The organism is Pseudomonas sp. OE 28.3 (genome assembly GCF_014268205.2).
Taxonomy (GTDB): Bacteria; Pseudomonadota; Gammaproteobacteria; order Pseudomonadales; family Pseudomonadaceae; genus Aquipseudomonas; species Aquipseudomonas edaphica.
In genome coordinates this window covers 5,046,059-5,060,987 of sequence record NZ_CP077082.1, presented here as the reverse complement: position 1 = coordinate 5,060,987, position 14,929 = coordinate 5,046,059, and the positions used below count along the sequence as shown (strand labels likewise).

General features: G+C 59.8%; 11 protein-coding genes. 5 read left to right on the top strand and 6 right to left on the bottom strand.

Features of this window, described 5'->3' with window-relative positions:
- Window positions 1–50: 50 nt before the first annotated feature.
- On the top strand, window positions 51–1,070 hold the full coding sequence (locus HU759_RS22580; protein WP_017134772.1) for a quinone-dependent dihydroorotate dehydrogenase: 1,020 nt from the start codon (window positions 51–53) through the stop codon (window positions 1,068–1,070).
- Between the two features lie 266 nt (window positions 1,071–1,336).
- On the opposite strand, the gene HU759_RS22575 is transcribed toward HU759_RS22580, so the two are convergent.
- Window positions 1,337–1,552 carry a ribosome modulation factor gene (locus HU759_RS22575; RefSeq protein WP_002553055.1) on the bottom strand — a complete coding sequence of 72 codons (216 nt, stop codon included), beginning with the start codon at window positions 1,550–1,552 and terminating at the stop codon, window positions 1,337–1,339.
- A 532-nt stretch (window positions 1,553–2,084) separates the two neighbouring features.
- Between HU759_RS22575 and rlmKL the strand changes: the two genes are divergently transcribed.
- Window positions 2,085–4,349, top strand: coding sequence for a bifunctional 23S rRNA (guanine(2069)-N(7))-methyltransferase RlmK/23S rRNA (guanine(2445)-N(2))-methyltransferase RlmL (gene rlmKL, locus HU759_RS22570; protein ID WP_017134773.1), 2,265 nt, complete (start codon window positions 2,085–2,087; stop codon window positions 4,347–4,349).
- Between the two features lie 151 nt (window positions 4,350–4,500).
- Complete coding sequence (locus HU759_RS22565; RefSeq protein ID WP_186617542.1) at window positions 4,501–6,885, top strand: diguanylate cyclase; 2,385 nt, start codon at window positions 4,501–4,503, stop codon at window positions 6,883–6,885.
- A 118-nt stretch (window positions 6,886–7,003) separates the two neighbouring features.
- On the opposite strand, the gene HU759_RS22560 is transcribed toward HU759_RS22565, so the two are convergent.
- Both HU759_RS22560 and dacB read right to left on the bottom strand, forming a co-directional pair.
- A complete protein-coding gene (locus HU759_RS22560; RefSeq protein ID WP_099549335.1) occupies window positions 7,004–8,173 on the bottom strand; it encodes an IS4 family transposase in 1,170 nt (389 codons plus the stop codon).
- A 119-nt stretch (window positions 8,174–8,292) separates the two neighbouring features.
- Window positions 8,293–9,753: a D-alanyl-D-alanine carboxypeptidase/D-alanyl-D-alanine-endopeptidase gene (dacB, locus tag HU759_RS22555; RefSeq protein WP_017134775.1), complete on the bottom strand. Its 1,461-nt coding sequence runs from the start codon at window positions 9,751–9,753 to the stop codon at window positions 8,293–8,295.
- 236 nt (window positions 9,754–9,989) lie between these two features.
- On the opposite strand from dacB, the gene HU759_RS22550 reads away from it, so the two are divergent.
- Window positions 9,990–10,334: a YggL family protein gene (locus tag HU759_RS22550; protein WP_017134776.1), complete on the top strand. Its 345-nt coding sequence runs from the start codon at window positions 9,990–9,992 to the stop codon at window positions 10,332–10,334.
- Between the two features lie 36 nt (window positions 10,335–10,370).
- Here the strand turns inward: HU759_RS22550 and HU759_RS22545 are convergent, their stop codons facing one another.
- On the bottom strand, window positions 10,371–11,561 hold the full coding sequence (locus tag HU759_RS22545; RefSeq protein ID WP_017134777.1) for a benzoate/H(+) symporter BenE family transporter: 1,191 nt from the start codon (window positions 11,559–11,561) through the stop codon (window positions 10,371–10,373).
- A gap of 215 nt (window positions 11,562–11,776) precedes the next feature.
- Between HU759_RS22545 and HU759_RS22540 the strand changes: the two genes are divergently transcribed.
- Window positions 11,777–12,541 carry a GntR family transcriptional regulator gene (locus tag HU759_RS22540; protein WP_017134778.1) on the top strand — a complete coding sequence of 255 codons (765 nt, stop codon included), beginning with the start codon at window positions 11,777–11,779 and terminating at the stop codon, window positions 12,539–12,541.
- 171 nt (window positions 12,542–12,712) lie between these two features.
- On the opposite strand, the gene guaD is transcribed toward HU759_RS22540, so the two are convergent.
- Both guaD and xdhC read right to left on the bottom strand, forming a co-directional pair.
- Complete coding sequence (gene guaD / locus HU759_RS22535) at window positions 12,713–14,017, bottom strand: guanine deaminase (RefSeq protein ID WP_169984950.1); 1,305 nt, start codon at window positions 14,015–14,017, stop codon at window positions 12,713–12,715.
- A 15-nt stretch (window positions 14,018–14,032) separates the two neighbouring features.
- The gene (gene xdhC / locus HU759_RS22530) at window positions 14,033–14,872 is read right to left on the bottom strand and encodes a xanthine dehydrogenase accessory protein XdhC (protein WP_017134780.1); all 840 of its coding nucleotides are present in this window, start codon (window positions 14,870–14,872) and stop codon (window positions 14,033–14,035) included.
- Window positions 14,873–14,929 lie beyond the last annotated feature (57 nt).

Below are 14,929 nucleotides of genomic sequence, written 5' to 3'. Positions count from 1 at the left end.
CCCGGCTATAATCGCGCCACCTTTCGCCGCCATCCGAGTCTAGCCCGCCCATGTATACCCTGGCCCGCCAGCTGTTGTTCAAACTCTCCCCGGAAACCTCCCACGATCTGTCCCTGGACTTGATCGGTGCCGGTGGCCGCCTGGGGCTCAATGGTCTGGTATGCAAGGCACCGGCAAAAATGCCGGTTTCGGTGATGGGGCTCGATTTTCCCAACCCGGTCGGGCTGGCTGCGGGTCTGGACAAGAACGGCGCGGCCATCGACGGTTTTGCGCAACTGGGTTTCGGCTTTGTCGAGATCGGCACCGTGACGCCACGGCCACAACCGGGTAACCCGAAGCCGCGTATCTTCCGTTTGCCCGAAGCCGAGGCAATCATCAATCGCATGGGCTTCAACAACCTGGGCGTTGATAACTTGCTGTCGCGGGTTCAAGCCGCGAAGTACAAAGGCATTCTCGGCATCAATATCGGCAAGAACTTCGACACGCCGGTCGAGCGCGCCGTGGATGATTACCTGACCTGCCTGGACAAGGTCTACGCCCACGCCAGCTACGTCACGGTCAACGTCAGTTCGCCCAACACGCCAGGCCTGCGCAGCCTGCAGTTTGGTGATTCCCTCAAGCAATTGCTCGAAGCCTTGCGCCAGCGCCAGGAAGACCTGGCCGTGCGCCATGGCAAGCGCGTGCCGTTGGCCATCAAGATTGCCCCGGACATGAGCGATGAAGAAACCGTGCTGGTCGCCCAGGCCCTGGTGGATTCGGGCATGGATGCGGTGATCGCTACCAACACCACCTTAAGCCGCGTCGGCGTTGAAGGGCTGGCGCATGGTGACGAAGCGGGCGGCCTGTCGGGCGCGCCGGTGCGGGACCAGAGCACCCATATCGTCAAGGTACTGGCCGCTGAACTGGCGGGGCGCTTGCCGATCATCGCCGTGGGCGGCATCACCGAAGGCAAGCACGCAGCCGAGAAGATCGCTGCCGGCGCCAGCTTGGTGCAACTCTATTCCGGCTTTATCTACAAAGGCCCGGCGTTGATTCGCGAGTCGGTGGATGCCATCGCGGCTTTGCGCTGATAGATCAGCCAATAGATCGTTCCCACGCTCTGCGTGGGAATGCATCCTGTGACGCTCTGCGTCGCCGTTGCGCAAGACCTCAGGTTGGACGCGGAGCGTCCTGGGAGGCGTTCCCACGCAGAGCGTGGGAACGATCAGCCAATTCCTGAGCATTAAAAAGGGCTCCAAAAGGAGCCCCCTGGGCCGAAGCCCGCCGCCCGGATAGGACGTGCGTGGTTAAGTCGTTACAAAATCTTCAAGGTGGTTGTCGGATTAAGTGCCCCGTGTCAGCCGACGGCGTGAAGTTCGTTGAGTCTGTGGATTCCCGCAGTGCCAGTCATACCGTCCCAGTTGTCGCCGCGTCCTTCTCGCCAGCCGTTGATCCAGGCTTGGCGTACCGACGGTAGAGTAAATGGGCAAAGCTCACGGGATTTACCATGAACGCCATATTGATATCCGCGTAAAAATGCTCTTTCCAACGGATCACGCTTAAGTCTTCTCATAGGGTGTTTCCCTCACTTGTTGACTGTCTAGATATCCTTCGGCCCCGCGTGGGGCCGGGCAGGGTTTTCCTGCCGTTGGTGGGCTCGCTGCCGGCGTGGCGAGCCTATGTGTCGGCGTCGTTACGGCGCCAACCTGTGTTGAGTTCTAACCAATAGGTCACATGGATTCAATGATCGTTTTGTCATAAGCACGTAACGATAACGATGCTATAGCCATAAGCTGGGATGGCTTTTCGCCCCATTTAATAGGCAAACCCAGCTATGATGTGCCCTGCATAGAGGATGGGTTTAATCCTTTAGTGAGAATGCCCGCCTGTTGCAGTCGGTTATTATTCGACGAAGGGTCGGAATATTTCTTTTTGTTGCGATGATTTATTTATCTGCCCCGGCAATTCAGGCTCAAACGCCCGGTAGCCGGGGTGGAACGGCACATTCGTGCCACGCGAGCACTCTTCAAGAAAAGTGCTTGATTGAAAACCGAGCCGGCGATGCGTCGCCCGTTCATTTATTGCTGAAAAGCCTGGAATGCCCCATGTCGGACCGTTTTGAACTCTTCCTCACCTGCCCCAAGGGCCTCGAAGGCCTGCTGATCGAGGAAGCCGTCGGGCTTGGCCTTGAGGAAGCCCGCGAGCACACCTCGGCCGTGCGCGGCATGGCCGACATGGAAACCGCCTACCGCCTGTGTCTCTGGTCGCGCCTCGCCAACCGCGTGCTGCTGGTGCTCAAGCGCTTCCCGATGAAGGACGCCGAGGACCTCTACCACGGCGTGCTGGATATCGAATGGGCCGACCACATGGTCCCGGACGGCACCCTGGCCGTTGAATTCAGTGGCCACGGCTCGGGCATCGACAACACCCACTTCGGCGCGCTGAAGGTCAAGGATGCGATTGTCGACAAACTGCGCACCCCGACCGGCGAACGCCCGTCCATCGACAAGATCAACCCGGACCTGCGCATTCACCTGCGCCTGGACCGTGGCGAAGCCATCCTTTCCCTGGACCTGTCCGGTCACAGCCTGCACCAGCGCGGTTATCGCCTGCAGCAGGGCGCCGCACCGTTGAAGGAAAACCTGGCAGCCGCGATCCTGATTCGCGCCGGCTGGCCGCGTATTGCGGCCGAAGGCGGCGCGCTGACGGACCCGATGTGTGGCGTGGGCACCTTCCTGGTGGAAGGCGCAATGATCGCCGCCGACATGGCGCCCAACCTCAATCGTGAGCTGTGGGGCTTCACCACCTGGCTCGGTCACGTACCGGCGCTGTGGAAGAAGCTGCACACCGAGGCCACCGAGCGTGCTGCCATTGGCATGAACAAGCCGCCATTGTGGGTGCGTGGCTATGAGGCTGACCCGCGTCTGATCCAGCCCGCCCGTAACAACATCGAACGCGCAGGCTTAAGCCACTGGATCAAGGTGTACCAGGGCGAAGTCGGCACGTTCGAGCCGCGCCCGGACCAGAACCAGAAAGGCCTGGTGATCTGCAACCCGCCCTACGGCGAGCGCCTCGGTGACGAAGCCAGCCTGTTGTACCTCTACCAGAACCTCGGCGAGCGCTTGCGCCAGGCCTGCATGGGCTGGGAAGCGGCGGTGTTCACCGGCGCGCCGGACCTGGGCAAGCGCATGGGCATCCGCAGCCACAAACAGTATTCGTTCTGGAACGGCGCGTTGCCGTGCAAGTTGCTGCTGATCAAGGTCAACCCGGACCAGTTCGTCACTGGCGAGCGCCGCACCCCGGAGCAGCGTCAGGCCGAGCGTGAGCAAGCCGCTTACGATCAAGCCCCGACCGAGCCGGTCGAGCGCCAGTACAACAAGAACGGCAACCCGATCAAGCCGGCTCCAGCCCCGGTGGTTGAGCAGGCGCGCCTGAGCGAAGGCGGGCAGATGTTCGCCAACCGCCTGCAAAAGAACCTCAAGCAGTTGGGCAAATGGGCCAAGCGCGAAGGTGTTGACTGCTACCGTGTGTACGACGCCGATATGCCGGAATACTCCATGGCCATCGACCTGTACCACGATTGGGTGCATGTGCAGGAATATGCCGCGCCTAAATCCATCGACCCGGAAAAAGCCTCTGCGCGTATGTTCGATGCGCTGGCCGCGATTCCCCAGGCGCTGAATGTCGACAAGAGCCGCGTGGTGGTCAAGCGTCGCGAACGTCAGAGCGGCACCAAGCAGTACGAACGTCAAAGCGCTCAGGGCAAGTTCACCGAAGTCAGCGAAGGCGGCGTGAAGCTGCTGGTCAACCTCACCGACTATCTGGATACCGGCCTGTTCCTCGACCATCGCCCGATGCGCATGCGCATCCAGAAGGAAGCGGCCGGCAAGCGTTTCCTCAACCTGTATTGCTACACCGCCACCGCGAGTGTGCACGCAGCCAAGGGCGGCGCGCGCAGCACCACCAGCGTCGACTTGTCCAAGACTTACCTGGACTGGGCGCGTCGCAACTTCTCCCTTAACGGTTTCTCTGACAAGAACCGCCTGGAGCAAGGTGATGTGATGGCCTGGCTGGAGGCGAGCCGTGATGAGTTCGACCTGATCTTCATCGACCCGCCGACCTTCTCCAACTCCAAGCGCATGGAAGGCATCTTCGACGTACAGCGTGACCACGTGCAGTTGCTCGACCTGGCCATGGCGCGCCTGGCCCCTGGCGGCGTGCTGTACTTCTCGAACAACTTCCGCAAGTTCGTGCTGGAGGACAACCTCAGCGAGCGCTATGCGGTCGAGGAAATCAGCGACAAGACCCTGGACCCGGATTTCGCACGTAACGCGAAGATTCACCGGGCCTGGAAAATCACCGCTCGCTGATCGCCACACTCAAGCTGCACCAAAAAGCCGCAAGCCCGGAATATTCCGGGCTTGCGGCTTTTTTGCACTGGTCAAACACCGGCCTCATGGTTATAACTTAACGCCTAGCCAAAGTGACACCCCCCGCACGCTGGCGTTGTGAGTGTTGCCTATGCCGATGCAAGCCGTTCGCCCGAAAATACTAGGCTTTATCAGTGAGCAGGCGTCGGCTTGGCTGGTGGCATTGGTGGTGTTATTGGCAGGTGGAGCGCTGACGGTCATCGTCGCCTGGGCGGCCGCCGACCTCTACAAACAGCAAGTGCGCCAGCGTTTCCAGTTATTGGTCAACGAGCGCTACACCCGCCTTCAGGAGCGGTTCGAAGACCAGGAGCAACGCCTGGCCAGCCTGCAGCGTTTCTTCGTCAATTCCAGTGACGTGTCCCGCGCCGAGTTCGATGGTTTCGCCAAGCCTTTGCTTCTGCGCGCCCGCGCCTATGCCTGGGCGCCGCGTATATTTCGCGAACAGCGCAACGCTTTTGAACAGGAAATCTCGCGTCAGCGTGGTACACCTTTCGCCATTAGAGAATTGAACACTTCGGGTGAACTGGCGCCGGCGCCCGAGCGCGACGAGTATGTGCCGGTGCTGTACAGCCAGACCCAAAGCTTGCTGGGTTCGCCCTTGGGGTTCGATCTGTTGGCCCAGCCACTGCGTCGTTCGGTGCTTGAGCGGGTGCAGAAAAGCGGCCGGCCTGCGGTGTCCCAGCCCATGCAGTTGGTGGGCGTAGAACCGGCTTATGCCGCCGGCGTCTTGTTGGTGGCGCCCGTGAGCAAACCCGTCGACACCGAGCCCCATGGTTATGTGATGGCAGTGATCAGCATGCGCCAACTGGTCGCCGATGGTTTGCCCAAGCCCAGCCGCGACAACCTGGTGATGCAGATCGTCGACACTTCCGACACGCAGCAGCGCGTGCTGTACGCGTCCAGCAACGCGGTGGGCGACAGCGGCCTTGTTGCCACGCGTCGTCTCACCCTCGGCGACCATGTGTATGCCTTGAGCGTTCGCGCCAGCCAGGTGTTCGACCAGGCCAATCACTCGTCGATGCACACCATACTGGCCATGGGCGTGCTCCTCAGCCTGCTGCTCAGTGCGTTGCTGTATGTGTTGGTCAGCCAGCGCCAGCGCGCGCTCAAGCTGGTGGAACAACGCACGCAGCAGTTGCACCTGCGTGAGCAGGAGCTTCGCGCAGCCCACGGGCAATTGCGCAGTGTGCTGAACGCCGCCACCCATGTTGCGATCATTGCCACTGACCTGCGGGGTGTGATCAACACCTTCAATGCCGGTGCCGAGAAAATGCTCGGGTTCAAATCCGAGGCGGTGGTGGGGCGACTGACCTTGGAAAGCCTGCATCTGGCCCTGGAACTCGAAGCGCGCGCGGCCAGTTTGAGCGTGGCCTTGGGCAAGCGTATTCCGGCGAGCCAGGCGATGCTGGTGGAAAGCCCGGACAATCTGCACGAGGCGCGCGAGTGGACATTACTGCGCGAGGATGGCCGCTACCTGACGGTGAATATGCTCACCACCGTATTGCTGGACGACTACGGCCTGTGGATCGGGCACCTGGCGATCTACATGGATGTGACCGAACAAAAACGCGCCTACGAGGCGTTGGCCGCGCGCGACCGACTACTCAAAAAGCTCAGTGCCCACGTGCCTGGCGGGATTTTTCAGTTCACCCTCGAACCCAAGGGGAAGGGGCGTTTCATCTATGCCAGCGATGGTATGCGCGATATCTATGAAATCGACACGGGCGTACTGCAGCAAGACGCGGACAAGGTGTTCGAACGCATTCATCCGCAAGACGTGGAGCGTGTGCGCCTTTCGATTCGTCTGTCAGCGCTGCAGTTGAGCCATTGGCGCGAAGAGTACCGGGTGGTGTTGCCGCAACGCGGCCTGCGCTGGATTCGCGGCGAAGCCACGCCGGAGGAGTTAACCGGCGGTGGCACGTTGTGGCATGGCTACGTGTCGGATATCTCCGATCTGAAGCGGGTCGAAGAGGAGCTGCGTGCGCTGTCGATTACCGACTCGCTGACGGGCATTCATAACCGCCGTTATTTTCAGGATCGCCTCAAGGCCGAGATGCTGCGGCTCAACCGAACCAAGGGCACATTGTCGTTGATCATGCTCGATATTGATCACTTCAAACGTATCAATGACCAGCACGGGCATGCGGTGGGCGATGGGGTGTTGCAGGAAGTGTGCAAACGCATCGGCCGGCGCCTGCGCCGTACGGATGTGTTCTGTCGCCTGGGCGGCGAAGAGTTTGTGGTGCTGTGCCCGCACACCGATGCCGAGCAGGCTTATAGCCTGGCGATGGAGTTGTGGCAGTCGCTGCGCACCGAACCGATGGAGGTGGTGGGCGTGGTGACCGCCAGCTTCGGTGTGGCCAGTTGGCGGATCGATGAAGGGATTGACGGGCTGCTGCTGCGCGCGGACTCGGCGGTGTATGCGGCCAAGCAGGCGGGCCGCGACCGGGTGGAGGCCGAGCGCTTGCGCGCCTGATCGTTCCCACGCTCTGCGTGGGAATGCCTCTTGTGACGCTCTGCGTCACGCTTTGGGACGCAGAGCGTCCCAGGCTGCGTTCCCACGCGGAGCATCACTAGTGTCCGGTAAACATGTTTCATAGCTGAAGGCTGCCTTGGGCAGCCTTCAGCTTTTCTCGCTCCTGCCTTCGTCGATCCCTCAATTCTGGCGTCGCGGGCCGTTCGTGCAGGACATGAGATATGCGAACCGTCAGCTCAAACAACGAACCGGTAAATTCTGAGCGACGATGGTAAAGGTGCAATAACAAGTAGCTGATCAAGGCACTGTAAATCTGCAGACGCACGGCGTTTTCAGAGAATGCGTAGAAGCGTTTGAGTTTCAGATGTTGCTTGACCCACTTGAAAAACAGCTCGATCTTCCAGCGATCTTTGTACAATCCCGCGATTTCTTCGGCTGATCTTACGAAGTCATTGGTCACCAGGATTAACGGCGTGGCGTGTCCCTCGCGTTCTACCACCACGCGTCTTGCCGGCGTTTCTCGGTAGTCATTAAGACGCTTGCCGCCTAGATGCTTTTTTCCGAACAGGATGACTTCGTCGGTCATGACGGGGCTTTGCTCGGCTGCGATCGAGTGCTTGTGCAGCACTTTGATATTGGCGTTTTTTTTCAGGCGGGTGACGAAAAAGGCTCCTTTGGTCTGCAACTGGTGCCACCAGTTGTAATCGCAATATCCCTTGTCAAAGACATACGTCATGCCGACCTGAATCGGCATTTCCAGCGCATCGCTCAGGTCGTTGACGTTGGCAGGAGTGATGTTGACGTACACCGGGGCCAACTGCGCCAAATCTAGTCCGACATGTACTTTCAGGCCCTGCGTGATGCGGGTTTTCGTGGAGGCTGTCCAGTCATCAAAGTGAGGTCCGCGCAAAGTGATTGACGTGGAATCAAGCAGGCTAATCATGGCACCGACTTCTTTGCGCTGCTGGCGGCTGATGCCGCTCAACAGTAATTGGCAAAGATCCTGGAATGGCCGGTAGTTTCGCTTGTTCAAGGCATCTGACAGGGTCGATCGGGCGACGGGCCCCGCTTTAAGATGGTAACTATGCGGACTTAGCGTTTCGGAAAAAGTGGCCAAGGACCGCAGGCTTAAGGCTTGGGTTATATGGCCGCTGACCAGTGTCACCAGCAATTGCCAGCTCGTGCAGCGTTTGACGTAGCGATCAGCCTGGTGCTTTTCGGTGGATTGCCGAAAGAACTGGCGCGGGATCGCACTGAGTAGGTGGGCTAAACGGGTACTGGTAAACATGGGTCAAAATCGAGTCTGAAAAATCCGATTATGACTGACAGTCGCGAACAACAAGGGGGAGCAAGCTCCCCCTTTGGTTTTTACCGGACACTAGTGACGCGGAGCATGGGAACGATCAGTTACAAGACGGGCGCTGCGGCTGTCAGCTTCGGCTGGCGATACAGGTCCAGCAGCACCTGATCGAGCACCGAAGAAGCCCCCCATGGCTTCGAATCGTTGAGTATCGCCACCACCACCCAGGTGTTGCCATTGTTGTCGCGGCTGAACCCGGCAATGGCGCGCACGGTGTTCAAGGTGCCGGTCTTGACGTGAGCCTCACCGCGCAGAGCCGTGGTTTTCAGGCGTTTGCGCATGGTGCCGTCGGTGCCGGCAATCGGCAGCGAACTGATGTATTCCGCCGAGTACGGGCCTTTCCACGCCGCTTGCAGCATGGCCGCCATTTCGCGGGCGCTGACGCGTTCGGCGCGGGACAGGCCGGAGCCGTTCTCCATCACCAGGTGCGGCGCGGTGATGCCTTTTTTCGCCAGCCACTGACGCACCACGCGTTGCGCGGCCTTGGCGTCGTCGCCATCGGCGTCGTTGCGGAACTGCGCGCCCAGGCTCAGGAACAACTGCTGGGCCATGGTGTTGTTACTGTATTTGTTGATGTCACGGATGATTTCCGCCAGGTCCGGCGAGAACGCACGAGCCAGCACTTTAGCGTCCTTGGGCACTGGTGCCTGGATATCACGGCCCTGGATGGTGCCGCCCAACTCCTGCCAGATCGCACGCACGGCGCCGGCGGTGTAGGTGGCGTGGTCGAGCAGCGACAGGTAGGTCTGCGAGCTGCACCCATCGCCCAACTGGCCGCTGACCGTCACGGTCACGCTGCCATCGGCGGCGGTCACCGGGCTGTAGCGCACATCGCCAGTGCATTGCTTGGCGTTGGAGACTTTGACCTGGTTGTCGATGCGGATGCTCGCAATCGGCGGCTCGACCGACACGATCACCCGGCCCGAGTCATTGCGGGTGACAAAGCGCAGGGCCTTGAGGTTGACCAGCAGGGCGTCCGGCTTGACCAGGAACGGCTTGTTCTCGTCGTTGCCGTCGTCATTGAATTCAGGCAATTGCGGTTGATTGAAGAAACTGCGGTCCAGCACCAGGTCGCCAGTGACTTGCTGTACGCCATTGGCGCGCAGGTCGCGCATCAACAGCCAGAGTTTTTCCATATTCAGCTTGGGGTCGCCGCCGCCCTTGAGGTAGAGGTTGCCGCGTAACACGCCACCGCTGAGGGTGCCGTCGGTGTAGAACTCGGTCTTCCACTGGTGGTTGGGGCCGAGCATTTCCAGGGCTGCGTAGGTGGTGACCAGCTTCATGGTGGAGGCCGGGTTAACCGAAACATCAGCGTTGAACACGGTCGGCGTGCCGGGCCCGGTGAGGGGCAGCATCACCAACGACAGCGAAGTATTGGGTATTTTGGCTTTCTGCAGTGCCTGCTGAACATTTGGCGGCAGGCTGTTGTTGATCGGCGCGGCGGTGACGGAAAAAGCCAGAGGTAGAAGAAAACCGGCAAAGAGTACTGAACGAAAAGAGTTGATCATAAGGAATAAAACCCTACTGCTGAGAAGGGTGAAAAAGGTGAGGGGTATGGAAGAAAATCCCTCATTGGTCACGAAAGTGTCGGCATTATGCCCCAAGGTGGATCCAGTTGTAGCTGAACGATAGCGGGTATTTCGGGTTTTTTTGCAGACCAATGGCCGCCCGTCCCATAGAGTCGGGCAAAGGTCGGCTTAAACTGCTAAAGTGCCGGCCGTTATTACTTAAGAGGATTGTTCCAATGGCGACTAACCGTTCCCAGCGTCTGCGCAAAAAACTGTGCGTTGATGAATTTCAAGAGCTGGGTTTCGAACTGAACCTGGACTTCAAAGAAGACCTGAGTGAAGAAGCTACCGATGCTTTCCTCGAAGCATTCATCAAAGAAGCCATGGAAGCCAATGGTCTGGGCTATGTCGGCGGCGATGACTTCGGTCTGGTTTGCCTGCAGAAGCGTGGCTCGGTCAACGAAGAGCAACGCGCAGCTGTTGAAAGCTGGCTCAAAGGCCGCAGCGAGCTGAAAAGCGCTGAAGTCAGCCCACTGCTGGACGTGTGGTATCCGGAAAAGCCGATCAACGCGGCTAAGTGATACTAAAAAAACGGCGACCCTCGGGTCGCCGTTTTTTTATGCCTTGCGCCAATTCAGAATCAACAGCGTCAACACCCCCGCCACAATCCCCCAGAACGCCGAGCCGATGGAAAACAGCGTCAAGCCAGACGCGGTGACCATAAAGGTGATCAGCGCCGCTTCCCGCTCCTTGGGCTCATTCATGGCGATACTCAAACCATTGATGATCGAGCCAAACAACGCCAGGGCCGCAATCGACAGCACCAGTTCCTTGGGCAACGCTGCGAATAACGCCGCCAAGGTGGCGCCGAACACCCCGGCGATCCCGTAGAACACCCCGCACCAGACGGCCGCGGTGTAGCGCTTGTTGCGGTCTTCATGGGCATGTGGCCCGGTGCAGATCGCCGCGCTGATGGCCGCCAGGTTGATGCCGTGGGAGCCAAACGGCGCCAGCACCAGCGAGGCCAGCCCTGTTGCGGTGATCAACGGCGAGGCGGGTACGGTATAGCCGTCAGCGCGCAGCACGGCGACGCCGGGCATGTTTTGTGAGGTCATTGCCACCACAAACAACGGGATACCGATGCTGATGGTCGCCGCCAGCGAGAAGTGCGGCGTGGTCCACACCGGTGTTGCCACTTCCAGGTGGAAACCGCTGAAGTCCAGCAAACCCATCAGCCCTGACAACAGGGTGCCGATTACCAGCGCGGCCAGTACTGCATAACGCGGCGACAGGCGCTTGATGATCAGATAGGTGAAAAACATCCCCAGCACCAGGCCTGTGCGATGTTGCGCGGCGACAAAAATCTCGCTGCCGATCTTGAACAGAATCCCCGCCAGCAAGGCGGCCGCCAATGAGGCGGGGATGCGCTTGACCAGTTTTTCAAAGCTGCCGGTCAGCCCGCAGAGCGTGACCAGCACCGCGCAGGTGATATAGGCGCCGATGGCCTCGCCGTAACTTACACCACCCAGGCTTGTGATCAGCAGCGCGGCGCCGGGCGTGGACCAGGCAATGGTGATCGGCGTGCGATAGCGCAACGACAGGCCGATGCTGCACACCGCCATGCCGATGGAGATCGCCCAGATCCACGAAGAAATCTGCGCCGTGGTCAAACCGGCTGCCTGGCCGGCCTGGAACATCAGCACCAGGGAACTGGTGTAGCCGGTCATCATGGCAATGAAGCCGGCGACGACGGCCGACGCAGAAGTGTCGGCCAATGGGCGCAAGGGCGCTTGAGTGGCGTCGGTCATGGAGAGGTGTTCCTTTTACCTGGGAAAAAGCGAATTCAAGCCTAAACTCAAACGTAACCACTCATTGCAATACAGCCGCCGCCGCAAATAGCCGTACAGTGTGTTGGCGCACTGGGTTGTGTACAATGTGCCCTGTTTTTAGGTGATACTTGCCAGCAACACGCTGTTGACGTATTACCGTTAATTCGCCGCCGTTCTCCAAACCCCGAGTGCCCATGAACGAACAGTTGCAACCTCTCAAGAAACAACCGCGAGCCGGCAAGGCTGGTCGCAGCGGAACCCAGGACGATATCGTCTACGCGCATATCTTCGAGGCGATCCTCGAACAACGCCTGGCGCCCGGTACCAAATTGAGTGAAGAAGCACTGGGCGAAATCTTCGGCGTCAGCCGCACCATCATCCGCCGCGCGCTCTCGCGCCTGGCCCATGAAGGCGTGGTACTGCTGCGGCCCAATCGTGGCGCGGTAGTGGCGAGCCCAAGTGTAGAAGAAGCGCGCCAGGTGTTTCTGGCCCGGCGTCTGGTCGAGCGGGCGATCACTGAATTGGCGGTGCAACACGCCACGGCTGAGCAACTGGCCGAGTTGCGCCAGATGGTCAACGACGAACGCGACAGCTTCTCACGGGGTGATCGCGGTGCCGGTATCCGCCTCTCCGGCGAATTCCACTTGAAGCTCGCCGAAGCGGCGAAGAATGCACCGCTGATCAGCTTCCAGCGCAGCCTGGTGTCGCAGACCTCGTTGATCATCGCCCAGTACGAAAGCGGCAACCGCTCGCACTGTTCCTACGATGAGCACACCCAACTGATCGATGCGATCGAAGCACGCGACGCGACGCTGGCAGTGAATTTGATGATGCACCATATGGATCACATCGACAGCAAGCTCAACCTCGACGAGGAAAGCGCGTCGGATGATTTGCACGCGGTGTTCTCGCATTTGTTGCAGACCAAGAAGCCAGGGCGTTCTTCAGTCAAACTGTAATGTTCCAGGTTCGCCTGGGACTAAAAATGTGGGAACCGGGCTTGTGTGGGAGCTGGCTTGCCTGCGATGCAGGCACCGAGGTGTATCAGGTACACCGCGGTGATGCTATCGCAGGCAAGCCAGCTCCCACACAAGCCCAGCTCCCACATTTGTTTTGTGGTGTTGCTGAAATTAGCGCTGGTGCACCAACTGACCCGCTGCATACGTCTGCAACACCGTCCGGTCATCCCCCAACGTCATCAACACAAACAACGTCTCGGCAATGTTATTGGCCTGCTTCAAGCGATAGCTGAGCAGCGGCGTAGCGTTGTAGTCCAGCACCAAAAAGTCCGCATCCGTGCCCGGCTGCAATGTGCCGATCTTGTCTTCCAGACGCAGTGCCCGCGCACCGCCCAAGGTGGCCAGGTACAGCGACTTGAACGGGCTCAAACGCGCACCCTGCAGTTGCATGACCTTGTAGGCTTCGTTCAGGGTTTGCAGCAGCGAGAAGCTGGTGCCACCGCCCACGTCAGTGCCCAGGCCGACATTCAGCTTGTGCTTCTCGGCCATCGGCAAGTTGAACAAGCCACTGCCGAGGAAGAGGTTCGAGGTCGGGCAGAACGCCACGGCTGAACCCGTCTCCGCCAGCCGTGCGCACTCGTCATCACACAGGTGCACGCCGTGGGCAAACACCGAGCGCTCGCCCAGCAGCTTGTAATGGTCGTACACGTCCAGGTAGCCGTTGCGCTCCGGGAACAGCGCTTTTACCCACTCGACTTCCTGCTTGTTCTCGCTGATGTGCGTCTGCATGTACAGGTCCGGGTATTCGCCCAGCAGTTGCCCGGCCAGCGCCAGTTGTTCCGGGGTGCTGGTCGGCGCAAAACGTGGCGTGACGGCATAGTGCAAGCGACCCTTGCCGTGCCAGCGTTCGATAAGCGCCTTGCTTTCCTGATAGCCGGATTCGGCAGTGTCGGTGAGGTAGTCCGGCGCGTTGCGGTCCATCATCACCTTGCCGGCGATCATGCGCAGGTCGAGTTTCTCGGCGGCTTCAAAGAACGCGTTCACCGACTGCGGGTGCACACTGCCGAACACCAACGCCGTGGTGGTGCCATTGCGCAGCAGTTCCTTGATAAAGATACCCGCGACTTCCTCGGCGTGGGCCTTGTCGGCGAACTGGCTTTCACACGGGAAGGTGTAGGTGTTGAGCCAATCCAGCAACTGCTCGCCATAGGCACCGACCATGCCGGTTTGCGGCAGGTGGATATGGGTGTCGATCAGGCCGGGCGTGATCAGCGCATCCTGATAATGGGTCACGTCGATGTCGGCGGGCAGGGTTGGCAGCAAATCGCTGGCGTGGCCCAGGGCGCTGATCTGGCCGTTATCGATCACCAGCAGGCCGTCTTCGAAATACTCATAAGAGGCTTCGATCCCCACTTCGGCGGGGTCGGCGATGCTGTGCAAAATGGCGGCGCGGTAGGCTTTGCGAGTCAAAGGCATGGTGATCTCAATGTGTTAGATAGCTTGGCTGCGACGCGAGGCCGGCAGCAGTTTGGCAATAGGTTCGGCGCTCGCACTGTGCTGGCCGAAATTCGCGTTATAGGTGGCGATGATTTCACCGGCGATGGAGATGGCGATCTCCACCGGCAGTTTGCCCTTTACCTCGGTGAGGCCCATGGGGCAGCGCATGCGTTGCAGTTGCGCGGTGTCGAAGCCGCGATCACGCAGGCGGTGTTCGAACTTGACCCGCTTGGTCTTTGAACCGATCAGGCCGAAATAGGCAAAGTCATTGCGCTTGAGCAGGGCGGCAGTCAGTTCCAGGTCCAGCGCGTGGTTGTGGGTCATCACGATGCAGTAACTGCCCACCGGCAGGTCGGCAATTTCGTCGACCGGCTCTTCGCTGATGATTTTACGCACGCCCTGAGGGATGTGTTCTGGAAACTCCTGATCACGCGAATCAATCCAGCGCACCCGACACGGCAGGCTTGCCAACAACGGCACCAGCGCGCGGCCGACATGGCCGGCGCCAAATACCGCGATCTGCGCCTGCACCTGGCCCATGGGTTCGAACAGCAACACCGTCACGCCGCCGCAGCACTGGCCCAGGCTGGCGCCGAGGCTGAAGCGCTCCAGATGGGTGTTCTGCTGGCCACGCACCAGCATGTCACGGGCGATCTGCATCGCCTTGTATTCCAGGTGCCCGCCGCCGATGGTGTCGAAGGTGTGCGCGGCGCTGATGACCATTTTTGAGCCGGCATTGCGCGGCGTGGAGCCGAGCTCTTCGATGATGGTCACCAGCACGCAGGGTTCACCCTGGTTCTGCAGGTCGGCGAGGGCGCTGATCCAGTTGTTCATAGTCACCTCCAGTCAGATCGTTCCCACGCTCCGCGTGGGAATGCATACCGTGACGCT

Coding starts and splice junctions, on each gene's coding strand:
- HU759_RS22565 (WP_186617542.1), top strand. CDS start 4,501: ATGCCGATGCAAGCCGTTCGCCCGAAAATACTAGGCTTTATCAGTGAG.
- HU759_RS22550 (WP_017134776.1), top strand. CDS start 9,990: ATGGCGACTAACCGTTCCCAGCGTCTGCGCAAAAAACTGTGCGTTGAT.
- guaD (WP_169984950.1), bottom strand. CDS start 14,017: ATGCCTTTGACTCGCAAAGCCTACCGCGCCGCCATTTTGCACAGCATC.
- HU759_RS22560 (WP_099549335.1), bottom strand. CDS start 8,173: ATGTTTACCAGTACCCGTTTAGCCCACCTACTCAGTGCGATCCCGCGC.
- HU759_RS22575 (WP_002553055.1), bottom strand. CDS start 1,552: ATGAGAAGACTTAAGCGTGATCCGTTGGAAAGAGCATTTTTACGCGGA.
- xdhC (WP_017134780.1), bottom strand. CDS start 14,872: ATGAACAACTGGATCAGCGCCCTCGCCGACCTGCAGAACCAGGGTGAA.
- dacB (WP_017134775.1), bottom strand. CDS start 9,753: ATGATCAACTCTTTTCGTTCAGTACTCTTTGCCGGTTTTCTTCTACCT.
- HU759_RS22545 (WP_017134777.1), bottom strand. CDS start 11,561: ATGACCGACGCCACTCAAGCGCCCTTGCGCCCATTGGCCGACACTTCT.
- rlmKL (WP_017134773.1), top strand. CDS start 2,085: ATGTCGGACCGTTTTGAACTCTTCCTCACCTGCCCCAAGGGCCTCGAA.
- HU759_RS22540 (WP_017134778.1), top strand. CDS start 11,777: ATGAACGAACAGTTGCAACCTCTCAAGAAACAACCGCGAGCCGGCAAG.
- HU759_RS22580 (WP_017134772.1), top strand. CDS start 51: ATGTATACCCTGGCCCGCCAGCTGTTGTTCAAACTCTCCCCGGAAACC.